This is a genomic window from Pseudomonas sp. NFACC10-1, from assembly GCF_900119195.1.
In the GTDB taxonomy this organism is placed as follows: Bacteria; Pseudomonadota; Gammaproteobacteria; order Pseudomonadales; family Pseudomonadaceae; genus Aquipseudomonas; species Aquipseudomonas cerasi.
Genome location: NZ_FPJB01000005.1, coordinates 332,326 through 354,853 on the forward strand (window position 1 = coordinate 332,326; position 22,528 = coordinate 354,853).

General features: G+C 57.2%; 15 protein-coding genes and 3 pseudogenes. 13 read left to right on the forward strand and 5 right to left on the reverse strand.

Annotation, left to right across the window (positions count from 1 at the left end; translation table 11 throughout):
- Positions 1-90: 90 nt before the first annotated feature.
- Positions 91-855, reverse strand: coding sequence for a LuxR family transcriptional regulator (locus BT119_RS16720; protein WP_003368638.1), 765 nt, complete (start codon positions 853-855; stop codon positions 91-93).
- Between the two features lie 183 nt (positions 856-1,038).
- On the opposite strand from BT119_RS16720, the gene BT119_RS27295 reads away from it, so the two are divergent.
- From BT119_RS27295 to BT119_RS27910, 9 genes and pseudogenes are all read left to right on the forward strand, one after another.
- Positions 1,039-1,194, forward strand: a complete 156-nt coding sequence (locus tag BT119_RS27295; RefSeq protein WP_003368637.1) for a hypothetical protein — start codon at positions 1,039-1,041, stop codon at positions 1,192-1,194.
- Positions 1,194-2,141: an ABC transporter permease gene (locus BT119_RS16725; RefSeq protein ID WP_072366380.1), complete on the forward strand. Its 948-nt coding sequence runs from the start codon at positions 1,194-1,196 to the stop codon at positions 2,139-2,141. The genes BT119_RS27295 and BT119_RS16725 overlap by 1 nt, the downstream gene beginning before the upstream one ends.
- Complete coding sequence (locus BT119_RS16730) at positions 2,138-3,001, forward strand: ABC transporter permease (protein ID WP_044309452.1); 864 nt, start codon at positions 2,138-2,140, stop codon at positions 2,999-3,001. Before BT119_RS16725 ends, BT119_RS16730 begins: the two co-directional genes overlap by 4 nt.
- The gene (locus tag BT119_RS16735) at positions 2,998-4,002 is read left to right on the forward strand and encodes an ABC transporter ATP-binding protein (RefSeq protein WP_072366382.1); all 1,005 of its coding nucleotides are present in this window, start codon (positions 2,998-3,000) and stop codon (positions 4,000-4,002) included. Before BT119_RS16730 ends, BT119_RS16735 begins: the two co-directional genes overlap by 4 nt.
- Positions 3,999-4,979, forward strand: coding sequence for an ABC transporter ATP-binding protein (locus BT119_RS16740; protein WP_003368633.1), 981 nt, complete (start codon positions 3,999-4,001; stop codon positions 4,977-4,979). Before BT119_RS16735 ends, BT119_RS16740 begins: the two co-directional genes overlap by 4 nt.
- A gap of 50 nt (positions 4,980-5,029) precedes the next feature.
- Positions 5,030-6,544 (forward strand): ABC transporter substrate-binding protein, encoded by a 1,515-nt coding sequence (locus BT119_RS16745; protein ID WP_042930652.1) that lies wholly within the window; start codon positions 5,030-5,032, stop codon positions 6,542-6,544.
- A 165-nt stretch (positions 6,545-6,709) separates the two neighbouring features.
- A complete protein-coding gene (gene nhaA, locus BT119_RS16750; protein ID WP_072366384.1) occupies positions 6,710-7,888 on the forward strand; it encodes a Na+/H+ antiporter NhaA in 1,179 nt (392 codons plus the stop codon).
- 392 nt (positions 7,889-8,280) lie between these two features.
- Positions 8,281-9,012, forward strand: a pseudogene (locus BT119_RS27905) (PAS domain-containing protein); the annotation flags it as partial.
- 9 nt (positions 9,013-9,021) lie between these two features.
- Positions 9,022-9,288, forward strand: a pseudogene (locus tag BT119_RS27910) (methyl-accepting chemotaxis protein); the annotation flags it as partial.
- Between the two features lie 90 nt (positions 9,289-9,378).
- Here BT119_RS27910 and katG read toward each other — a convergent pair.
- The gene (gene katG, locus BT119_RS16760; RefSeq protein ID WP_003431573.1) at positions 9,379-11,649 is read right to left on the reverse strand and encodes a catalase/peroxidase HPI; all 2,271 of its coding nucleotides are present in this window, start codon (positions 11,647-11,649) and stop codon (positions 9,379-9,381) included.
- 392 nt (positions 11,650-12,041) lie between these two features.
- Between katG and BT119_RS16765 the strand changes: the two genes are divergently transcribed.
- Entirely contained in the window at positions 12,042-12,473 is a 432-nt protein-coding gene (locus BT119_RS16765) for a GNAT family N-acetyltransferase (RefSeq protein WP_003368626.1), read from the forward strand.
- A gap of 15 nt (positions 12,474-12,488) precedes the next feature.
- Here the strand turns inward: BT119_RS16765 and BT119_RS16770 are convergent, their stop codons facing one another.
- Both BT119_RS16770 and BT119_RS27530 read right to left on the reverse strand, forming a co-directional pair.
- Complete coding sequence (locus BT119_RS16770) at positions 12,489-13,574, reverse strand: GGDEF domain-containing protein (RefSeq protein ID WP_072366386.1); 1,086 nt, start codon at positions 13,572-13,574, stop codon at positions 12,489-12,491.
- A 182-nt stretch (positions 13,575-13,756) separates the two neighbouring features.
- A pseudogene (locus BT119_RS27530) lies at positions 13,757-13,900 on the reverse strand (GNAT family N-acetyltransferase); the annotation flags it as partial.
- 293 nt (positions 13,901-14,193) lie between these two features.
- Here BT119_RS27530 and BT119_RS16780 point away from each other — a divergent pair.
- Both BT119_RS16780 and BT119_RS16785 read left to right on the forward strand, forming a co-directional pair.
- Complete coding sequence (locus tag BT119_RS16780; protein ID WP_072366388.1) at positions 14,194-16,911, forward strand: hypothetical protein; 2,718 nt, start codon at positions 14,194-14,196, stop codon at positions 16,909-16,911.
- 7 nt (positions 16,912-16,918) lie between these two features.
- The gene (locus BT119_RS16785; RefSeq protein ID WP_256573024.1) at positions 16,919-19,624 is read left to right on the forward strand and encodes an amidohydrolase family protein; all 2,706 of its coding nucleotides are present in this window, start codon (positions 16,919-16,921) and stop codon (positions 19,622-19,624) included.
- A 257-nt stretch (positions 19,625-19,881) separates the two neighbouring features.
- Here the strand turns inward: BT119_RS16785 and BT119_RS16790 are convergent, their stop codons facing one another.
- Positions 19,882-21,138: an integrase domain-containing protein gene (locus BT119_RS16790; protein WP_072366392.1), complete on the reverse strand. Its 1,257-nt coding sequence runs from the start codon at positions 21,136-21,138 to the stop codon at positions 19,882-19,884.
- Positions 21,139-21,509: 371 nt separating this feature from the next.
- On the opposite strand from BT119_RS16790, the gene BT119_RS16795 reads away from it, so the two are divergent.
- Entirely contained in the window at positions 21,510-22,289 is a 780-nt protein-coding gene (locus BT119_RS16795) for a hypothetical protein (protein WP_083553794.1), read from the forward strand.
- The last annotated feature ends 239 nt before the right edge of the window (positions 22,290-22,528 follow it).

The window sequence follows — 22,528 nt, forward strand, 5'->3', positions numbered from 1 at the left end:
CGGTCCCTGCTGGATAGTTTGGGGGCACCATAGCGCGGCGTCTTGCGCCTCATAACTATAGAAAATGATAGGTTTTGGCCGATAAACCGGTCAGTGGTCGAGTAAACGGTAATGAACGGCACGCACTACCGCCTGTACACGGTTTTTGGCCCCCAGCTTCTGCATGGCCGAATTCAGGTGCAAGGTCACCGTGGCGACAGAGCGGTTGAGCTGATCGGCAATCTCCCTGGCCGTCAGTCCCTCGGCAGACCAGCTCAGGCATTCGCGCTCGCGCGGGGTCAGCCTGATCGCATTGCACGAGCGAATTTTCTGGTCGAACAGCGGGTAGGCGACCTCCTGAAAGGCGTGAGCCAGCAGGCCGAACTCGGCCAGGCTCTGGCGGGCGTCCTCAAGGGCGACGTCGCTGCCGTCCGCACACAGACCGGTCAATGTGGCGAAACCGCCTTTGGGCATGTGGATCGGCACCGTCACGCCACAGGTCATGTGTGAGTCATGCAGATAGCGCACCACCGGCTTGTGCATATCCGTGATGAAGGTTTTCAGGACCGTCTCGGCCCTGGGCTGGTATGACCATACAAAAGGCGAGACGCTGGCGACGGCCAGGTGTTGCACCGGATCGATCTGGTAATAGCCCTGACTGCACCAAAGCGCGTACCAGTCCGCAGGTGTATTGCGCAATGACAGCAGCGACGGGGTGATCAGTGCTCCATCATGGGACACCGGCACCGGGCTGTAGTCATAAATTACGGCATCGAATCCGAGATCCGATGCCAGCAGCAGCGCGCAATCCATTTGCTGATCCAGCGTGGATGCAGACTGCAGCCGCGAATTGAAATCCGACAACCTGATATGCATGGCATGACCTCCTTTGTCATTGAGCCGATGTAGGGCCCTAATATAGCAATTAGCAAGGACGGTGCCACGCGTGCGCCCAATCGGCTGACAGTCCTGTAAAACCTATAAGAATTGCTAGCTGTCTGCGCTCGCCTTGCAGGATAGGGTTGATGCCATGAGCGTCGTCCGCAAAGGTGCAATGCAATGGGCTATGAACACAGGCCGGATGAGCTGAAAACAATCAAAGTCGACGGATGGTCAATGTTCGACTACAACTTTGCTCTGCCCTTTTACGTAGAGGGGGCGGCGGCGTACTTTCCGGTCCTGCTGAATTTTCTGTCACAGCATCGGGGCGTCTGATGAATCTGGGTCGTTATCGTTTCATTCTCCAGCGTCCGTTGCAGCTGCTGCCGGTGCTGTTCGGCATCAGCCTGGTCACCTTTATTCTGGTGCGTTCGATCCCCGGCGATCCGGCGCGCATCCTGCTGGGTTCGCGTTCCACACCGCAGGCCTTGGCCAACATCCGCGCCCAGTATGGTCTGGATGAGCCTCTGTGGACACAGTACGTGTATTTCATGAAAAACCTGGTGCAGGGCGATATGGGTAAATCGCTGCTGTACAAGATAGACGTACTCAAGCTGATCAGCACACGGATCGAGCCCACCGTATTTCTGGTGTTGGGCAGCGTTCTGCTGGCGTTGCTGATTGCCGTGCCCCTCGCCACGCTCGCGGCGCGCAACAAAGGCAGTTGGAGCGACAACCTGATCCGCGTCTTCACCACCACCGGGCTGGGCATGCCGGCGTTCTGGCTGGGGATCATGCTGATCCTGATGTTCAGTGTGCAGCTTGGCTGGTTTCCGGTGTCGGGCTACGGCAGCGACTGGCTGGACAAGGTTCATCACCTGGTGCTGCCCTGTCTGACCATCGCTCTGGCCCTGTCTGCGGTGCTGATTCGCAACCTGCGTGCGAGCATGCTCGTGGAGCTGCAAGCCGATCATGTGACGGCGGCCCGGGCGCGTGGCCTCAGTGAAAGTGCGCTGTTTCGGCGCCACGTGTTGCCCAATTCGCTGGTGCCTTCGATCAACCTGCTGGCGGTGAACATCGGCTGGCTGATCAGCGGCACCGTGGTGATCGAAAGTCTGTTTGCGATTCCCGGCATCGGTCAGTTGCTGGTGCGCGGCATCTTCAGCCACGATTACATGGTGGTGCAGGGTGTGGCGATGGTGCTGGCATGCGCCACGGTGATCGTGAACTTCCTTGCCGATGTGGCCACGGTGGCCATCGACCCGCGGGTGAATATCAAATGACCGTAGCCCATGCGCATCTTCGTCCGCACTGGCGTTCCCGGCTGCGCCTGCGTTTGCGCAATGGCCGGCTGGCGATGCTGCTGGGCGGCTGCTTACTGGGCGGGTGGCTGATACTGGCGCTGTTTGCGCCATGGCTGGCACCTTACGATCCGATCTACCAGAACACCGAGCTGCGTATGCTCGCGCCGCACCTCGCGCATCCGTTCGGCACCGACAATTTTGGTCGCGACATTCTGTCCAGAGTGATCTGGGCGGCACGCGTCGACCTGCAGATCTGCGTGCTCGGGGTGATCTTCCCGTTCATGATCGGGACCTTCATCGGCGCCTTGTCGGGCTACATTGGCGGGCGCTTCGACAACCTGTGCATGCGCGTGATCGACATCGTGCTGGCGTTCCCGTTTCTGGTGTTGATGCTGGCGATCATCGCGATTCTCGGGCCGGGCCTGGGCAGCTTCTACATCGCCATGGCACTGGTGGGCTGGGTGTCTTATGCGCGGCTGATCCGCTCACAGATCCTGGTGCTCAAGGAAAGCGATTTTGCCTTGGCGGCCAAAAGCCTGGGTTTTGGTCACTTGCGTATCCTGTTCCGCCATCTGCTGCCCAACGCGATGTTCGGCTCGATTGTGTTTTCCATGTCTGACGCGGTTCTGGTGCTGCTCAGCGGCGCATCGGTCAGCTACCTGGGCCTGGGTGTGCAACCACCGATGGCGGAGTGGGGGACCATGGTCGCCGAAGGGCAGGCGTTCCTCACCTCGGCGTGGTGGATCTGCACCTTTCCGGGCCTGGCCATCGTGACGTTGGCTATGGGCTTCAGCCTGTTGGCGGACGGCGTCGCCGAAACCCTGGGAGAACGGCAATGAGTACGCCCGTGCTGCAGGTCAGCGAGATGAGCGTGGTGGCGAGCCATGCAGCGAACCATCGAAATCGCGAAGTGACCTTGGTTGACCGGTTGTCGTTCGACCTGCACCAGGGCGAGATTCTCGGGCTGGTCGGTGAAAGTGGCTCTGGCAAGACCATGGCCTGCCGGGCGTTGATGCAATTGATGCCGTCGCCGGATCTGCACGTGCGCGGCGGCTCGGTACGCCTCAATGATGTCGATCTGTTGACGCTGGATGCCGCTGCAATGCGTGCCATGCGCGGACGGCGGATCGGCATGATTTTCCAGAATCCCAGCAGCCACCTGGACCCGCTGATGCGCATCGGCGAGCAGATCGCCGAAGGTGTGCGTCTGCATCAGGGCGCGTCGAAGCGTGAAGCCCGGGCGCAGGCCATCGATCTTTTGCGCCAGGTCGGCATTCCCGATCCGGCGTCGCGTGTGGATAACTTCCCCCACGAATTTTCCGGTGGCATGCGCCAGCGCGCAATGATTGCCGTAGCGCTGGGCTGTGGGCCGCAGGTCCTGATCGCCGATGAGCCGACCACCGCACTGGATGTGACGGTGCAGGCGCAAATCCTGCGTCTGTTGCTGGACTTGCGCGACCGGCACGGGCTGTCGTTGATCATGATCACCCACGACCTCGGCGTGGTGGCGCAAACCTGCGACTCTATCGCGGTGATGTATGCCGGTCGCCTGTGTGAGCACGGCAGCAAGCGCGACGTGCTCGCTCGCGCACGCCATCCTTATACCCACGGCCTGATCGAATGCCAGCCCGCCAGCAGCGCGGGCAGCGAACTGCTACGGACCATTCCCGGTCAGCCGCCCTTGCTCGACGCACTGCCAAGCGGTTGTCGTTTTCATGCCCGCTGCAGTCATGCGGGGGCAGACTGCCCTGACAAGCTGCCGCTGATGCGGCCGATGGGCGTTGCCCATGCTGCGGCCTGTCACCACCCGTTGGTGCAATCCCGGGAGGCCGTTTCATGAGCGGCACCACACTGCTGAACGTCAATGATCTGGTGGTGCGCTTCCCGGCCCCCGGCTCGGGTTTCCTCGGTCTCAACAAGCGTTGGGTGCACGCCGTCAACGGGGTGTCGCTGAGCATTTGTGCGGGTGAAACGCTGGGTCTGGTCGGCGAGTCCGGCAGCGGCAAGAGCACGCTGGGGCGGGCTATTCTGCGCCTGAATGACATCACCTCCGGGCAGATCGTCTTCGATGACGTCGACATGGCCCAGGGCAGCGGTATCAATCTGCAACGCCTGCGCAGCGAAACCGCGATGGTCTTTCAGGACCCGTCCTCTTCGCTCAACCCGCGCATGACCATCGGTGCGACGCTGGCCGAGGTGCTCGCCGTGCAGCGCAAGGTCGCCACTTCCGACATTCCGGCGCGGGTTATCGAGCTGCTCGACATGGTCGGTCTGCGGCCCGAATTTGCCGAACGCAAACCGGGTGCCTTGAGTGGCGGACAATGTCAGCGTGTCGGTATCGCCCGCGCGCTGGCCATCGAGCCACGGCTGATCATTGCCGACGAATGCGTGGCGGCGCTGGACGTCTCCATTCAGGGACAGATCATCAACCTGCTGCTGGAGCTGCGCCAGCGCATGAACCTGGCGATTCTGTTCATTGCTCATGACCTGGCCATCGTGCGTCGCCTGTGCGATCGGGTGGCGGTCATGTACCTGGGCAAAATTGTTGAAGAAGGCCCGGTAGAGGACGTCTTTCTCTCGCCGCGTCACCCCTATACCGCTGCGCTGATTCAGGCGATTCCGGAAATCGATCCGGATCGCCCGTTGCCCGGCGAGCCGTTGCAGGGTGAGCCGCCAAGCCCCCTGCAGCTACCCGACGGCTGCGCGTTTCATCCGCGTTGCCGGTTTGCCAGGCCGACCTGTTCCAGCGTCGCGCCACCGACGCGGCATGTCGGCCAGCAGCGCTACGACTGTGTGCTGGAAGCCCCGATTTTTTGATCCTGATCTGTAACGACATCTGTCCCGACATCGACAAGGAGTTCATGCGTATGAAAGCTCGACCAATGAAAATGCTGACCGTCGCCATGCTGGCGGCCTGTTCACTGGCGGCGGGTGTTGCCGAAGCTGCGGGCGTGCTGACCATCGGCCGTCGTGAGGACGGCACCACGTTCGACCCGATCAAAAGTGCGCAGAACATCGACAACTGGGTGTTTTCCAACGTCTACGATGTGCTGATCCGCGTAGATGACAAAGGCACCAAGCTGGTGCCGGGGCTGGCGGAAAGCTGGTCGATCTCGCCTGACGGGCTGACCTATACGCTCAAGATGCGCCCGGCCAAATTCTCCGATGGCTCGGACCTGACAGCCAGTGACGCAGTGTTCAGCCTGCTGCGAATTCGCGACGACAAGGGTTCGCTGTGGAGCGATTCCTACAAGATTATCGACAAGGCCGTTGCGACAGATCCGCATACGCTGGTCATCACGCTGAAGAATCCTTCGGCCTCGTTCCTCTCGCAACTGGCCCTGCCCAACGTGTCGATTCTCTCCGAGAAAGCCATGAAGAGCATGGGCGAAGAGGCGTATGCCGAGCAGCCTGTCAGCTCCGGCGCATTTACTGTGAAGGAATGGCGGCGCGGTGACCGGGTAATTCTGGCGAAGAACCCCAACTTCTGGGAAGCGCCGAGCGTGAGCCTGGACGGTGTCGAGTGGATCTCGGTGCCGGACGACAACACCCGCACGCTCATGGTCCAGAAGGGCGAGCTCGATGCTGCGATATGGATACCGTTCTCGCGCATCGCAAATCTGCAGAAGGACCCCGATCTGGTGGTCCACCTCGACCCCTCCACTCGCGAGGATCACCTGCTGATCAACCACGAACACGGCGCATTGGCCAAGCCTGAAGTGCGTCAGGCGCTGGACATGGCCATCGACAAGAAATCGCTGGTCGAAGCCGCTACCTTCGGGCTGGGCACCGTGGCCAATTCCTACATTCCCAAAGGCGCGCTGTACCACTACGCCGACAACCTGCAACGCCCTTATGACCCGGTGAAGGCCAAACAGATGCTGGCGGACGCCGGCGCGTCGGACCTGAAACTCAATTACGTGGTCAACGCGGGCAACGAAGTCGACGAGCAAATCGCGGTCATGCTGCAACAGCAACTGGCCAAGGTCGGCGTGACCACAACGCTGCAGAAAGTCGACCCGAGCCAGAGCTGGGACATGCTGATTGCCGGTGACTACGACATCTCCGTGATGTACTGGACCAACGACATCCTCGACCCGGACCAGAAGACCACCTTCGTGCTCGGCCACGACACCAACAATAACTACATGACCCATTACAAGAACGACAAGGTCAAGGAGCTGGTCGCTGCCGCACGGGTCGAAATGGACCCGAAAAAGCGCGAGCAGATGTACATCGACCTGCAGAAAATGGCCAAGGCCGACGTCAACTGGATCGACCTCTACTACAGTCCCTACATCAGTGTGTCGCGCAAGAACATCGAGCACTTCGGTCAGAACCCGCTGGGCCGCTTTACGCTCGAGGAAACGGTCAAGAAGTGACATGAACAATATCTGCCTGATCGGCAGGCATTGTTCAGCGACGTTTCCCGGCCCGGTTTCGGCCGGGAAGCGTTAATTTGTATCCTCAGGTTTACCAAGCCTTCAACAGACTCCGCGGATGGTAAGGTTGCGGCCTTTTTTGCGCTGTACCCCCGCGGAGCCGTCATGCATAAACCCACCTCCCGTACCGAATCCCCGAACGCGCTGGCGTTCATCACGCGTTTCTTCGCTGCTGAATCCGCTGGCGGGCTGGTGTTGATGGCGGCTGCGCTGGCGGCCTTGATCGTTGCCAACTCACCGCTGGCCGACAGCTACTTCGCCGCGCTGCACGCAGTGTTCGCCGGGTTATCGGTTTCGCACTGGATCAATGACGGTCTGATGGCGATCTTCTTCATGCTCGTCGGCCTGGAGATCAAGCGCGAAGTGCTCGCCGGTCAGCTCGCGTCGTGGAACCAGAGAGCCTTGCCAGGCTTTGCGGCACTGGGCGGCATGGTGGTTCCGGCGCTGATCTACGTGGCCTTCAACTGGGGACGGCCAGACACCATCGGCGGCTGGGCCATTCCGGCAGCGACCGATATCGCATTCGCCTTGGGCGTGCTGTCCCTGCTGGGCAAGCGCGTACCGCTGTCGTTGAAGATATTCCTGTCTGCACTGGCGATTCTCGATGACCTCGGCGCCGTACTGATCATCGCGCTGTTCTACACCAGCGATCTCTCCATGCCCATGTTGCTGGCAGCGCTGGGTTCCATAGCCGTGCTCGTCGCGCTGAATCGTCTGGGTGTTAAAAAACTGCTGCCTTACCTCATCGTTGGCGCGCTGCTGTGGTTCTTTATGCTCCAGTCCGGCATCCACGCCACCCTCGCTGGCGTTGCGCTTGCGCTGTGCATCCCGTTGGGCAAACCCGATGAAGAGGCTCGCTCGCCACTGCTGCATCTGGAAGAAAAGCTGCACCCTTGGGTGGCGTTTGCCGTCGTGCCGATCTTTGGTTTTGCCAACGCTGGCGTGTCACTGTCGGGCATTACCGCCGACAAGCTCGTGGACCCGGTCCCGCTCGGCGTTGCGCTAGGGCTGCTGGTCGGCAAGCAGGTCGGCATATTCGCCATGGCCGCGCTGGCGATTCGCGCAGGCTTGGCCCGTTTGCCGGACGGCAGCAACTGGGGTCAGCTTTACGGCGTTGCGGCCTTGTGTGGTATCGGCTTCACCATGAGCCTGTTCATCGGCGCACTGGCTTTTCCGGGCGCGCCGGAACTGGTCGACGAGGTCAAGGTGGGTGTGCTGATCGGTTCGGTGTTGTCGGCTGTGTTGGGTGTGGTTGTGTTGCGCAGGTTTGCGCAGCGGGGGTGAATCTGATCGCAATCTGGCATTACAGAAACCGGGCGGCAGGACGATAAAGACGGGACGTGCCAGGGACTCGGCCAACTTCTCCTACTTTGAGAGCCCACAGCATGCTTCACCTGTTCAGTCCCCGTCGTGACAAAAAGGCCCTTCAGCAACTGATCTCCTCGCTCAAGGGCGGCACTGAGCCCGCGGTAGGGGGATGTGCTGAAAAAACCGCAGTACTTGAATGCTGGAGCTCGCTGAGCACCCAGCGTCGCCTTGACGAGCAACGTATTGCCGATCTTGAGCAAGAACTGGAAACTGCCCGCCATCTACTGGGTGAAGCCTCTGCCTCGGCTGCCGCTTATGAAACCCGCTTTGATCTGGTCAACCGTGCATCGAGCGAGGGTCTCTGGGATATGGAGGTGGTCGCGGGCGATCCGGTCAATCCGAACAACCGATTCTGGTGGTCTCAGCAACTACGCACGCTTCTCGGTTTCAACGACGAGCGCGACTTCCCCAACGTACTGGCGAGCTGGGCAGACCGGCTTCATCCTCAGGATAAACAAGCCACGCTCGACGCATTTGCCAAGCACCTGAATGACCGTTCCGGCAACACGCCGTACCGAGTCAAGAATCGTCTGGCGATGAAGAATGGCACGTATCGCTGGTTCTATGCCCAGGGCGAAACGTTAAGAGACGCACGCGGAACGCCGCTGCGGGTCGCCGGCTCTCTTCGGGATATCCACGACGAGCTTGAACGTGATCTTGAACACGATGTGATCATTACCCGATTCGAACTGGCCCGGGAGATGCTCTCCGACGGGCTCTGGGACATGGAGGTCATTGCTGGCGACCCGGTCAATGCGCGCAATCCTTTTTGGTGGTCTCCACAATTCAGGCGTCTGCTGGGTTTTGAAACGGTGGAAGAGTTTCCCGACGTACTGGATAGCTGGGCGTCACGGCTGCACCCTGAAGACAAGGAGCGCAGTCTGACGGCTTTTGGTGAGCACCTGAATGACCGGACTGGCAAGACGCCGTTCGATATCGAGTACCGCCTGAAGATGAAAACCGGCGAGTACCGCTGGTTCCGTGCGCGCGGCCAGACTCGCCGTGACCCCGAAGGTGTTCCACTCAGGGTGGTGGGTGCGTTGGTGGATGTGCATTTGAAGCATGAACAGGACGCTCTTCGCGACACCGAAGCACAGCATCAGAAAAACCTGGAAGAGAACATCGCTCAACTGACCCAGATAGTTGGCACTATCCAGAGCATTGCCAGCCAGACCAACCTCCTGGCGCTCAATGCGGCAATCGAAGCTGCGCGCGCCGGTGAGGCAGGGCGGGGCTTTGCGGTTGTGGCAGATGAAGTCCGCAAGCTGGCGACCCGAACGACCGAAGCGACGGAGCAGGCGGCAAGCATGATGAGCCGCTCATGAGACCAGCCTTCGCTTTTTGATCGCAGCAAAAAAAACGCCTCCGCAAGGGAGGCGTTTTTTCAACTCAGCACATCAGACACATCAAGCCAGGTCGAAGCGGTCCAGGTTCATCACCTTGGTCCAGGCTGCCACGAAGTCTTTGACGAACTTCTCGTGCGCATCCGAGCTGCCATATACCTCGGAAATCGCACGCAGTTGAGCATGCGAGCCGAAGACCAGGTCAACACGGGTGCCGGTCCATTTCACTGCGCCAGTCTTGCGGTCACGGGCCTCGAAGGTATCAGTGCCACCTGCAGTCGCTTTCCACTCCACGCCCATGTCCAGCAGGTTCTTGAAGAAGTCGTTGGTCAGGGTGCCCGGCTGATCAGTGAAGACGCCATGCTTGCTCTGTCCGACGTTGATGTTCAAGACCCGCAGGCCGCCCAGCAGTACAGTCATTTCCGGTGCAGTCAGGGTCAGCAATTGCGCCTTGTCGACCAGCAACGATTCTGCCGAGACCTTGTAATGCCCCTTCTGATAGTTGCGGAAACCATCAGCGATTGGCTCAAGGAAGCCGAACGACTCAACATCGGTCTGCTCTTGAGACGCATCGGCGCGGCCCGGTGCGAATGGAACGGTGACGTGCTGGCCTGCATTTTTCGCAGCCTGCTCGACACCTGCGTTACCCGCCAGGACGATCAGGTCGGCGATTGATACCTTCTTGCCGCTCGACTGACCCGCGTTGAATTCGCTCTGAATGCCCTCGAGGGTCTTCAGCACGCCCGCCAGTTGGTCAGGCTGGTTGACCGCCCAATCCTTCTGCGGAGCCAGACGCAGACGGCCGCCATTGGCACCACCGCGCTTGTCCGAGCCACGGAAGGTAGAAGCTGCCGCCCAAGCCGTCGATACCAGCTGCGAGACCGAAAGGCCCGAAGCGAGAATCCTGGCCTTGAGTGCGGCCACATCCTGATCATCGACCAACGCATGATCAACGTTTGGAATCGGGTCCTGCCACAGCAGCTCTTCGGTCGGTGTTTCCGGGCCGAGGTAGCGGGCCAGCGGGCCCATGTCACGGTGAGTCAGCTTGAACCAGGCGCGGGCGAACGCGTCGGCCAGTTGCTCAGGGTTGTTCAGGAAACGGCGGGAGATCTGCTCGTAAGCCGGATCGAAGCGCAGCGCCAGGTCAGAGGTCAGCATGCTCGGTGCATGACGCTTGGAGGGATCGTGGGCATCCGGAATCTTGCCCGCGCCAGCGCCGTTCTTCGGCGTCCACTGATGCGCGCCTGCCGGGCTCTTGGTCAGTTCCCATTCGAAGCCAAAGAGGTTTTCGAGGTACTCGTTGCTCCATTTGGTCGGCGTCGAAGTCCAGGTCACTTCCAGGCCACTGGTGATGGTGTCGCCACCCTTGCCGCTGCCGAATTTGTTTCTCCAGCCAAAACCCTGCTCTTCAAGGCCGGCTGCTTCAGGCTCCGGACCAACGTTGTCGGCAGGGCCGGCACCGTGGGTCTTGCCGAAGGCGTGACCACCGGCGATCAGCGCCACGGTCTCTTCGTCATTCATCGCCATACGACCGAAGGTTTCACGGATATCCCTTGCCGAAGCAACCGGGTCCGGCACACCCTCAGGGCCTTCAGGGTTCACATAGATCAAGCCCATCTGCACGGCGGCGAGCGGGTTTTCCAGATTGCGTTCGCCGCTGGCAGTACGGCTTTCTTCGTTGGCATGGTTCTCCGGCTCGGCCACCAGCGTGCCGTCGCCCGGTTGCTGCATTTTCTTCTGCGCGCCGTAGCGCTCTTCACCACCCAGCCAGGTGGTCTCTGAACCCCAGTACACGTCTTCTTCCGGTTCCCAGACATCCGCACGACCACCGGAGAAACCGAAGGTCTTGAAGCCCATGGACTCCAGCGCGACGTTACCGGTCAGCACGATCAGGTCAGCCCAGGAAATCTTGCGGCCATACTTCTGCTTGACCGGCCAGATCAGGCGGCGCGCCTTGTCCAGGCTGACGTTGTCAGGCCAACTGTTGAGCGGCGCAAAACGTTGCTGACCAGCACCTGCACCGCCACGACCATCGCCTGTGCGGTAGGTACCGGCGCTGTGCCAGGCCATACGAATGAACAGCGGGCCATAGTGGCCGAAGTCTGCCGGCCACCAGTCCTGGGACTGAGTCATGACGTTGCGCAGGTCTTGTTTGACCGCTTCGATGTCAAGGCTCTTGAATTCCTTGGCATAGTCGAAGCTCTCGCCCATCGGGTCGGAGAGCGAGGAATGCTGATGCAGAATCTTCAGATTCAGCTGCTTGGGCCACCAATCACGGTTGGTAGTGCCGCCGCCAGCAGCGTGGTTGAAGGGGCATTTCGATTCAGTTGACATGCTTGATACACCTTTTTTGTCATTTGCATCCGGCCATCCAGTCCACTCGCGGGACCTCAGACAGTGATGACGAAACTCAACAGCACTGGGTTCATGCCGGCCGTTCGGTCAACGATCGGGCCAGCTCTACAGATACGCAGCACAGCGATCATCAGATTGCTGCGAGGCAAGCCCGCAACGTGCGTCGCAAACTTGAGCTCATTCTTATCTCCTTATCAGGGTGGAACCGCGCGGCTCTCACCGACGCTTATCCAGATTAGCCTTCTTCGCGAAGATTTCTAATAGAAAGAACATTACGGGTTGATAGGCAGACTCTGGCGGCGCTGTCATCAAGGCATCAAGCGGCTCTGCTAACCTGTCCAGCCCATAAGACTGCAGGCTAGGCTTAGCCCATGATCACGATTCGCCGCATGACCCTGGACGACTACGATGCGGTCATCGAACTGATGCGCAGCACGCCGGGCATTTCCCTGCGCGACGCCGACTCACGCGAAGCGACCGCACGTTACCTTGAACGCAACCCCGGCATGAGCTTCGTCGCCGAGGCAGGCGGCGCGCTGTGCGGCTGTGTGATGTGCGGGCACGACGGACGCCGCGGTTATCTGCAGCATCTGATCGTGCTGCCCGAGTATCGCCGGCGCGGTATTGCCCATGAGTTGGTTGAACGCTGCCTCGAGTGTCTGGAAGCGCTGGGTATTTACAAGTGTCACCTGGACGTCATGAAGAGTAATGAAGCGGCCGGGCGTTATTGGCACGGGCAGGGGTGGACGTTGCGGGAGGATATCGATCGGTATTCGAAGGTGCGGCGGGGCGGGAATGTTTGAAGGGGGAGACGGGCGCTACGCATGCGTAGGCGCGTCAACTAATTGCATCGCTTGATTCTGCGTTGTCGTGCTGGCAGTGCTCGATGAAACTATCCTGCCTTCAAAGGCGATACATTTTCTGCCACTGCGCTTGGCGTGATACAGGTTCTCATCAGCCTCTTTCAACAGGTCATTGAACGTTTCAACCCGCGACAAACTTGCAACACCGCCACTAAATGAATAGGGCACTTGAGCCGTTTCATCCTTTTGCGTGAGCATCAATAACTCTTCCAGTGCGTGTACAGCGTCTGTGGCGTTCGCCGCCGATAAGATCACACCAAACTCTTCCCCACCCAAGCGCCCAAAAGCGATTCGCCCCTTAGTGTCTTTGAGGCGTGTCGCAAAACTTATAAGGACATTGTCACCCACCTCATGCCCATGGGTGTCGTTGATACTTTTAAAGTGATCCAGATCAAGCATGGCAAACCACAACGACGATTTTTCAGCGGACGCCAGCGCAGTATTCAGACTGTCAACCAGCGCACGGCGATTGGGGGCGTGCGTCAGGGTGTCGGTTTCGGACAGTTCCTGATAGCGGTCCCTGGCTGCCATGGTCTGCATGATCAGACCCAGGAAGGTCGCATTCAGGCAGCCGCCCAGCAAGGTCGAACTGATCAGGAACACATAAAACAGCGGCTTATGGCCCACGCCGATGGCCGTCAGGTCCGTGTGCCACATGATCAACCAGATCAGCGCAGTGGCGGCGATGTAATCAATAAACTTGACGAAGAACACGCTCATTCCCGTGATGAGCAGGGAGGTGACAACCAGCCCCCACATCGACGCTTCCACGCCCATGCGTTCGATCTGTTCATTGAACAGAAAGGTCAGTGACGCCATGTAAATAATGCCGAACAGACGCCACGCCAGCATGCTCCTGCTATTGGACGTGACAATGATCGACAGCGTCGCCCCCGTCAGCGCGCAACAGATGAATACATCCAGCGATCGATCAATGGACGGGTTCAGGCACCAACTGATAACCCAACTGAAAAGACCGATCAGTTGAGAGAGCTTCAAGGGTATGAAAATAGAGTTTTTCAGGTTTCTTCTTTGCGGCATGTGCAGTTTTCCATACTTATGCCAGCCGAACCATTATCGACGGCACACGCCTTGGTCGAGAGGGGTGATGATATATGGCCACTATACGTGATTGTCAGATGGGGGGGCATGGCCGCTGGTCTTGCTGTGGGCGGCGCGCGCAGGCCTTGTTGAATGAGGGGCAGGGCAGCGGCCAGTCTGATCTACAGTTGCTTGCGCATAGGTACGCATGCCAAACGTAGCCCTGAGGGGGAGATGTAGACAGCATGGGCGCTTCCTGTGAAGCCACAACGTTGATAGAACCTCTCCGCATTCAATGTGGCTTCGAGATGGATTTCGGTGAGTCCTGTGATCTTGGACTACCTAGAGGTAGTTCATGTATTCATACAAAGACCGCATGCAGGCACGCGGCGCACTGCATTCTGCCTGATGTCTGCCGCTGCAGCGGGTTTTTGGCATAGGCGATCAGATGCTGAGCTCAAGCAGCCTTGCAGCATGAAGCGCTCACGGCTGGGCGATATTGGGTCTCCATAAGGCTGGGTCGCCTCAGTGTGCTACTCAAATCGGTGGAGAAGTCGGGCATTCGCCACTAACTCGACTTATAATAATCCGTTTAACTTATTTCTGTAGGGCATTGACGATGGGTGAGCTGAAGCTGGTAATCGACCTTTCCAAAAGCGAGACGGAAAGGCTTAAAAATCCAGCTGACATTCTGCAGAGAGGTGCTTTCGAGCGTCTGGCCAGGCTAATTCAACACCAGTTGGATTTTATTCCTGAGGACTCATTCGCCGATATCAGAGATACCGACTTGAGCTATCCAAGGACACACAACGCGGTACTTATCGAAGGGGGGCGCGGCAGCGGCAAAACAACGTTTCTCCTAACCGCGCTGCTACGCCTGAGAGACGCTCGCGATGAAGTCAGTGAAATCGCGCAAAAGCTCCATGTACTGCCTATGATCGACCCCACACTGATCGAGACTAAGGAAAATATCATCATCGTCATCCTTTCGATGATTGAGGCGGCGGCTGCGCATGTCCCGGGCGATCATGGCCAGTTGGACAAGGCTAAGCAGGCCTTGGCAGAGGGGCTTGGCCTTCTCGATGGGATCGGAGCAAACTCGGCCTATGGAAGCGAGTGGGAAGACGCTAACTGGGTCATGAGCCGTGGCCTACATAAGGCAATGAAAGGGCGGCTCTTCGAACGGAAGCTAAGTGCCTACATCGAAGCAGCTCTTAACCTCCTCAAGAAACAAGCCTTCGTCCTAGCCTTCGACGATGTCGATACCAATTTCGCTCAAGGACACACGATTCTGGAGACGATTCGAAAATACCTGACGTCTCCTCGTCTGGTTCTGCTTCTGTCGGGAGACCTTGATCTTTATGGGCGGCTTTTACGCCGCAGTATCTACGATACTTTTGGCAACAAAATTCTGAAACAAGACCCCGGCATTATTGGGGACGACAAGCAAAATGTCGCCAATGCAGTTCTGGAGTTGGAAGAGCAATATCTGCTCAAGGTCGTCCCGCCGCAGCACCGAATTTCGATGTTACCTTTAGGCGGCATCATTCAGAGCCGGCAAGGCGACGTTCAAATCGTACTGAGCTCGAACAACGGCACATATGAGCTGAAATCCTGGGCCAGTGGACGAATCCGGGATCAACTGATTGAAACCACCAATTCACGACTCCACCCATTCTTCGACTTCGTCGCCATGGAGCACTTACGGCTGGTGATCGGCTACCTGAGAGCTCTTGCCGTTGATGATTTGCAGCAAAGCCGCAAAGCGGTTCTGACCGTGTTCGAGGCTCGGCTACGGACTATGGGCGTTCCGATCGATCTCATTGATAATGGCAATTATGACTATGCGTTGCGGGCAACCTTCAACTGGTTGGTTAGGCAGGAAAATGCCCCTGATTTGCTCCGTTTCGGGGTTCCACCCGATCGGACCAAAGCAATTGTGGTTCACTGCCTGGCGTTGGCGCTTTCGCAGGGCCTTGAGGTACGGCACGGTGGAGTGCTCCAGGCTCTGTTTGCCCTAGCTCTCCCTATCACCATGATGCACCGCCCAGAGCTAGGTGATGAAAAGACCCGTAAATCAGTCTTCGACTTCCTCTGGACGCAATCGTCGCCGCCACTGCCAGAACTCGCAGCGCGTATTGGCTCCATTGACCGGTCCTGGCAAGAAATAGGAAGAATGCCCGCAAGTTCTTTCGGTTCGGTCGGGCTGGCCAGCCAATTCAAAAGGGAAGATATTTTGCCGCGCATCTACGGCGTAAAAGATGTGAAAGGAAAACTGACAGTCAATGAGCTTAAAGAAAAGGTAAACGGCGGAGTTATTACCCGAAATTGGATCGATGAAATTTCTAACGCTGGCGGGGGTGACCTGCTGGTTCGAAATGGTGTTGGATGGTTCTCGATCGACGATCTCCAAGAAGAGCGATGCGAGAAATTTGGCGACATCCTCAATCGGGTCGTCTACAAACGCTTTAGTAAACGGGGAGAAGCTTTTCGCTCGATTTCGGCTCTCTCACTCTTCGCCGTCATAGGCGATCTACTAATGACTGATGAGATTATCGACTTCGCAGCTCATGCCGTAACTTCAACCGTCCCTGCTTTCGGAAGCGTGGCTGCGCCAGACGACTATGATCCGACCACAGAGGAAGATATCGACGAACCGAGCAATGACGACACAGAAAGCGACGAAGAGGCTACCACTGCTGAGCAAAACGTCGCTTTTGCTCAGTTCATGACCAACCTGAAAAATTGGCACGCCTTCTCGCGCAAGCACACAACAAGAGCCGCCGTTTCTCCGGCGATGCTGGGCAGCATCGCCTCACGGATCCATGATGACCTAATGGGATTGGATGAAAAGGTCACCTTGTCCTGGAAAAGTGGGGAAATTCTGCACCGGCAGATTACTACCATTCTCCACGTCATCCTTGTGGTTACATCTAATCTGTCAGGCCGTAAGGAAAGCCCAAAGATGTCCGATTTGCCTTTCGGTAAAGCGCTGGGGCAAATAACAACTGGGGTAAATGAAACCCTCCATCCGCTAGCGGTTATCCTTCTCTCTTGCCCATTGGTATGGATATTCCTCAATCCGAAGGAGAAATACGACCTCAGTGGTACTTCCACCGGAAAATTGAAAGAGGCGGTAGAGAGGGCATTAGAAAGCTGGAAGGAAGAGGCGTCGAATAACGGTATCGAACTCAACCACCTACTTGACTTCGGCCATTGGTTAGTGCCGCCGAAAATCCAGGTCAAGTTTGGTCCCAAGACAGTCACGAAACGTTTTGTCGAGCTAGATGGTTTCTTTGACGTTCTGAACGTCGTACCACGTTATGCCCCGAAGTGAGCCGCAAATGATTCCGCCCCTCACGGACGAACTGATTGACGTACGGGAGCTGGTTGATTACGCGAAGGCCGTGCTCATGAACCTCGACCTATTGCGCACCCTCGAACGTTCGGAGAAGGGAGAGCGAGGTGTAAGGATGGTACTTTTGCCCATAGCACGCGAACGCTATGATCTCCTGAGTGATGCCCATGCTCGCGGACGCTTCAGTCAGATGCGCCGCTTGCATCCGCTTTTGACAGATGAAGCTCTAGAAAATCGTATCGCGCGCACCGTAAAGCGATTAGACCCCGCGGCGTCAATGTCCAGCCCCCCTATGACAAGAGAAGTTCAGGCCGCGTGCGTCAAGCCCTTCGAAGATCCGGGGCTGGCACTTCCTAGGCTGCTGAGCTGCCTTGCCGAGACCTTCCTGTGCGAAGGGCGTGATGGGGCGATTAGAGTGCGAGCAAGATTGTTGGCTCATTGGCAGGATCTTGTGCTGGTAGTCCCACCGTTGCTGATTACTTCGGCCTGGATGGCGAAGCGGATTTTTTCAACGGACGTGACCACGCTAACCTTTGGTGAGCAGCAGCAGGCTTTGTCCCTGATGAGGCGATGGCTGTGCGACTCCACTCTACCGGTGGATGATGATCCGTTTCTTGATCATCTGTGCCGCAGCGAAGGGCTGGACGAAACCCACATGCATCTCAACGGAACGACCGAAGCCGAGAAAATCTGGTGTGACGCCTTGGAGCGACCAGAGCGCGTTGTAGGTGGGCTCACAGCGAAGACCATAGCGAAAGACAGCGGTTTGCATGTGGCAATCGGTAGTGGTGTGGGGCGCTTGCTGTGTCAAGAGGATTCTGAGCTCACGCCGGATCTGCTTTTGCAGCGGGTCGAAGATGCCGTTGCACTGAAGGCTCTGCTTTTGAGCTATGCCGCGCCGGGATCGATTCCGAGTGTTAAACCAGAGAAAAGTGAAGGCGCAGTGGCAGCCTATCGGCGTGCGCAAAATGCCTGTCTACCGCACATTCCGACTAACCAAATTCCTCGAGTGGTTAGAGAAGCGTGGCAGCTAGTGGCAATTCTGAAAGTTTTCGAGAGTGGGCGAGTGGAGACCAACAGTGGTTTAGTCTTCTGGCACTACGCCCTGTTGAGAGCTCAGTTTTGCCGCCTACTAGTCCAGCAAACGCATCAGAAAGGCTTCGACCAATTTCAATACATCACCCTAAACGAGTTGCGGGAGGCGACGGAGAAGGATTATGCAGAGCGATTTCGTCAGATCGAACGCGCACACCAAAAGGGTGTAGATTTCCTGGAAGGACGATTTGCGCCTAAGTCCAATCCTGACGGCTCTGCTGAGCTGATAAGTCGCATATTGCGTGGCTATTTAGAGTTCCTGGGTGAAAGTGAAGCGGGACAAGCCGGCATCATAAGGAAGGTCGGTCAATATGGTTCTCTGGCTGAGTTGCTAGAGCTTGTACGCGAGCTGGAGAGTGGGAGTGAGGAGTCTGCCTCGACGACGGAGGAGGCGGATGGTCGAGTTTCACGTTCTATGAGGCGCCTGCGCCTCGGACTCGTGCCGCATTTCATTAAGCGGACAGACGCCAAGGAAAGGGGTGCCTTCTTCAATACATTGAGGCTTCGTTCGATGTGCCGCGATGTGAAGTTGCGGCGAGAGGTCGATCAGAGCGCGCGTGCCTTGGTTGCACTCATTAGCCGGACGACGGGACTTGATACGCTTATACGCGGAATCGACGCAGCCAGTAACGAACGCCACGCAGGGCCTGAGGTGTTTGCTCCTGTATTCCGCCGCATGAGAGATGCCGGAATTCGGCGTTTTACCTATCATGCCGGTGAGGACTTTGCTCACCTTACTTCTGGCCTCAGAGCTATGGCCGAGGCAGTGTTCTACCTCGACTTGGATGCAGGTTGTCGTATCGGGCACGGAACGGCATCAGGCTTGGATCCGAAGGTTTGGTGGGCCGCGGTTGAGGGATATGTGGTGATGTCAACCGAGGATCGGTTGGACGACTTGGTCTTCGCCAGGGAGATGCTTCTTCGAGTAAGGGTACATATCGACCGCTTGCCTTTGATTGAGGCAGAGATACATCGGTTGTCCATGAGAATCTGGAGTAATCCGAGCATCACACCAGAAATTCTGGCCGATGCCTGGATACTTCGCTCGCTTGACCCGCTCGTCCAAGGTTTGCGGCAAGACGACGTAGATCCAAACCGGAGGGCAGAAGTTCGACGTTTCGAGGAGGCGCGTAGCCGAGCGCCTAAAGCGCACGAGCTTTTCTTGCGCCGCCACGGTCAAGGGGCAACCGTCGATGAGCTGAAACGGGCACGTGAGGATCTCGTCGTCTCTCAGGAAAACGACGTTCTCAGTCCGAAGGTCATGCGCGGGATTCAAAGTGCTGTTCTGCAACTCCTGCATGAACGCTGTATTGCTATCGAAACACTCCCAAGCAGCAATGTGCGGATCAGTGTCCACAGGGGCTACGAGGAGCACCACGCTCAGCACTGGCTGGGCCTGGGAAAAAGGTCCACAGAAAGGGGTGTTAGCGTAGTAATCGGCTCAGACGACCCCGGCATCTTCGCGACTGGACTGCGCACCGAATATGCTCATCTCTTACGCATGTTGAAAGCCCACTCGAATGCTGTCACCAAGACCTCGCGCGCTGAAGACTTGCTTCAGAGGATGTGTGTAGATGCTAAGCGATATCGTTTCTGATCAACCACTACTCTTGAATCGCCCGGGGCTGCGTGGATGCTTCCGAGAGTCTCTTTTGGCCGATGAGTTGAAAAAGTCAGCTCACGTTCCACGGAAGAAAAGTGTACGCATGAGATTGAAATCCGTGTTTTGGCCCGAAGTTTCAATGGCTCAGAATTCACGTAGCAGCTTGCGAAAAATGCGTTTCTTCCGCATAAGACACTTGTAGATAGGCCGGCCGGATTTTTTCAACAGAATCGGCTGGTAGAAGCCCTTAATCAGCGTATCGAAACGACTTTTTTGTCCCGATTTTCTTTGATGGCTGATACCGACAGGTTGCCGGTAGCTGCTTGCTGGACGTGTTCGCTCCACCAGATCATCATCGGGCGTCTTCTCTCAATGTAATCGGCACGATTGTAGGCGCTACGCACCTCATCTTTGTCCACGTGCGCAAGTGCGACCTCGATCAGCTCGGGGTCCCATCCCTGTTCGTTCAGGATGGTACTGGCCATGGAGCGCATGCCATGGCTCACCAAGCGCCCTTCAAAGCCCGTCCGTTTCAGGGCCATGTTTGCCGTCTGGCTATTGCAGTGAGTTCGTGGGTCTCTGCCGGCTGGGAACACGTACTCTCTGTGTCCGCTGTAGGGCTTGATCGTCTCTATCAGAGCAAGTGCGTGTTCGGTCAGCGGTATGACGTGAGCGCGTCGCTTCTTCATACGTTCCGCCGGGATCGTCCAGATTTTCTTGTCGAGGTCGATGTCAGCCCAGGACGTCGTGGCGGCTTCCGCAGGGCGGGTCATGGTGTGGAGTTGCCATTCGATCAGGCAGCGGGTTGTTCTCTTTATGCTCGCATTGGCGATGGCGACCATTAACTCTGGCAGCTCTTCGGGGCGGAGGGCTGCCATGCTCTGCTTTTTCGGCTTCTTGAAAACGGCCCGAATGCCGCTGAGCGGATTGGCAAAGATCATTCCCGAGTTCACACCGTAGGTCATGATCTCGTTGAGTCGTTGGGTCAGTCGCTTCACTGTCTCCAGGCTGCCTTTGGTTTCCAAAGGGCGCAGCAGCTCGATGACCCTCGGGGCATTGATCTGCGAGATAGGTGTTGTTCCCAGCGATGGAAACACATGCAGCGTAAGCGAGCGCCAGATGTCCTCGGCATACGCCTGAGTGACCGAATCTTTTTTCAGTTCAAACCAAGCAGAGGCCACGTTCTCGAACGTGTGCTCGGTTGCCTGCCTTTTTGTCTGCTCCAACTCGCTACGTTGCTCTTTCGGATCGATGCCCTGGGCGAGAAGCTCTCTGGCTTCGACCGTCTTCTTCCTGGCTTGTGCGAGTGAGAGCTCTGGATAGGTGCCGAGGCCCATATTGATGCGGTTCTTGGTGATCGGCTGCCGATAGTTGAAATTCCAGAGCGTCGAGCCATTGATCCTCACGCGCAGCTGTAAACCGTCTCCATCGCTGAGGACGTAGTCTTTGTCTTTCGGCTTTACCGCTTTGAGCTGGCGGTCAGAGAGGCGGGTGGCTTGGGCGCACATGAGGTGTTCCATGACATCAATTGGTATTCCAAAAATTAATACTGAAGGGCTTGGAATACCATCTGGAATACCCGATGTTCTGGATTATGCCGGACGTCTATGGACGCTGATAGACCCTAAGGCCTTGATTTTGCTGAATTTCAGCCACAAAAAAAGACGCCCTAGGGCGTCTTCATTTGCAATTTGGTGGGCCGGGGTCGTTTGAACCGGGCGGCAAAGTGTCCGTATTTAAAGGGGGAGGCCGGGTTGTAAGTTTCTGGGGATACATGCAGGGATACAGGGTGCTGGACGCTGCGTCTGCCAATGTCAAAAGAAACGGCTAAATTGACGTACATAACGTCAATGATAAGCGGAGCTGGGGAATTGATTAGATGGCTGATCCGGTGAGTACAATTTCGACCGAGCCGTGGCCGAACAACAAATTAATGCTGGAAGCAGTCTACGAATGGATTCGTAGACTCGATAGCTACCCAGGCTGGAGAGAGTGGAACCGCAAAAAACTTGACAGGGTGCTGTTTGACGATGAATGGCTGTCAGACGAGGAGCGCGAGCCGCTCGAAGATTTCAATTTTCCTCCAGAGGTGGATGGGCAATACGCAGTCGTCTATCAATACTTGGGCCTTCATCAGACGATCCAGGTACTGCGCGACTGTGAGTATTACTTCCGACGGTATCCCTTTCGCGGTTTGCCTGTCAGCCATTCGGATCACCTAACGAACGTATGCGAAATGTACTTTGGCCGATTCTATGAGTTTAGGGAGCGGCTCAAGAACTACCTCAATGCCCTAGACGCTTCGGTGTCAAACAATAAGGTAGACGTAGGCAGGTACATAAAGCTGTTCGACAAGGAGTTCGATCAGGAACTGAGAGCTAGGAATTCTGTGCATCACCATCAGCGCTTCTCGGACCAGGCAATCGACCGTATTTATTTAACCCACACGCTGTCTAGAGACCCGAAGGGTCTTGGTTGGAAGGAGGAGCGAGAAAGAGCTTACCGAAAGGTCACAAGCGAATGGGTGGCACGTGTACGCAGTCGTGCAGCCAAGGTCGAAGAGTTTCTAGATGCTACTTCGGCGTTTGCGCTTGCGCATTGCAGCTTCCTTTCGCTGACAACCAACCTTGGGCTGGGGACCCTGAAGGAAGGCCTTTGATACGGGGCAGGAAACCCGCGTGGCTTTGGTAGCGGTTGATCGGTTGACGTTGGTTGACAGTTGACGGGTTGACAGCAGCAGATCAGTAGCTGAAGGAATGAACATCTGGGTTCACCACCCGATTGGGTGAGTTCACCGGGTTCACCAGTTCACTAAGCTGTGAAAACGTCGGCTACTCAAGATGCGCGGGTTCCCTGCCCCGTATGCATCGGAAGTCCTCAGGGGCCCCCGGCTTATAA

What these genes read in the sequence shown, in the direction of transcription:
- BT119_RS16725 (WP_072366380.1), top strand. Translation starts at nt 1,194, where the DNA reads ATGAATCTGGGTCGTTATCGTTTCATTCTCCAGCGTCCGTTGCAGCTG.
- BT119_RS16795 (WP_083553794.1), top strand. Translation starts at nt 21,510, where the DNA reads ATGGCTGATCCGGTGAGTACAATTTCGACCGAGCCGTGGCCGAACAAC.
- BT119_RS16770 (WP_072366386.1), bottom strand. Translation starts at nt 13,574, where the DNA reads ATGCCGCAAAGAAGAAACCTGAAAAACTCTATTTTCATACCCTTGAAG.
- BT119_RS16790 (WP_072366392.1), bottom strand. Translation starts at nt 21,138, where the DNA reads ATGTGCGCCCAAGCCACCCGCCTCTCTGACCGCCAGCTCAAAGCGGTA.
- BT119_RS16745 (WP_042930652.1), top strand. Translation starts at nt 5,030, where the DNA reads ATGAAAGCTCGACCAATGAAAATGCTGACCGTCGCCATGCTGGCGGCC.
- BT119_RS16735 (WP_072366382.1), top strand. Translation starts at nt 2,998, where the DNA reads ATGAGTACGCCCGTGCTGCAGGTCAGCGAGATGAGCGTGGTGGCGAGC.
- BT119_RS16765 (WP_003368626.1), top strand. Translation starts at nt 12,042, where the DNA reads ATGATCACGATTCGCCGCATGACCCTGGACGACTACGATGCGGTCATC.
- BT119_RS16720 (WP_003368638.1), bottom strand. Translation starts at nt 855, where the DNA reads ATGCATATCAGGTTGTCGGATTTCAATTCGCGGCTGCAGTCTGCATCC.
- BT119_RS16785 (WP_256573024.1), top strand. Translation starts at nt 16,919, where the DNA reads ATGATTCCGCCCCTCACGGACGAACTGATTGACGTACGGGAGCTGGTT.
- BT119_RS16730 (WP_044309452.1), top strand. Translation starts at nt 2,138, where the DNA reads ATGACCGTAGCCCATGCGCATCTTCGTCCGCACTGGCGTTCCCGGCTG.
- BT119_RS16780 (WP_072366388.1), top strand. Translation starts at nt 14,194, where the DNA reads ATGGGTGAGCTGAAGCTGGTAATCGACCTTTCCAAAAGCGAGACGGAA.
- BT119_RS27295 (WP_003368637.1), top strand. Translation starts at nt 1,039, where the DNA reads ATGGGCTATGAACACAGGCCGGATGAGCTGAAAACAATCAAAGTCGAC.
- nhaA (WP_072366384.1), top strand. Translation starts at nt 6,710, where the DNA reads ATGCATAAACCCACCTCCCGTACCGAATCCCCGAACGCGCTGGCGTTC.
- BT119_RS16740 (WP_003368633.1), top strand. Translation starts at nt 3,999, where the DNA reads ATGAGCGGCACCACACTGCTGAACGTCAATGATCTGGTGGTGCGCTTC.
- katG (WP_003431573.1), bottom strand. Translation starts at nt 11,649, where the DNA reads ATGTCAACTGAATCGAAATGCCCCTTCAACCACGCTGCTGGCGGCGGC.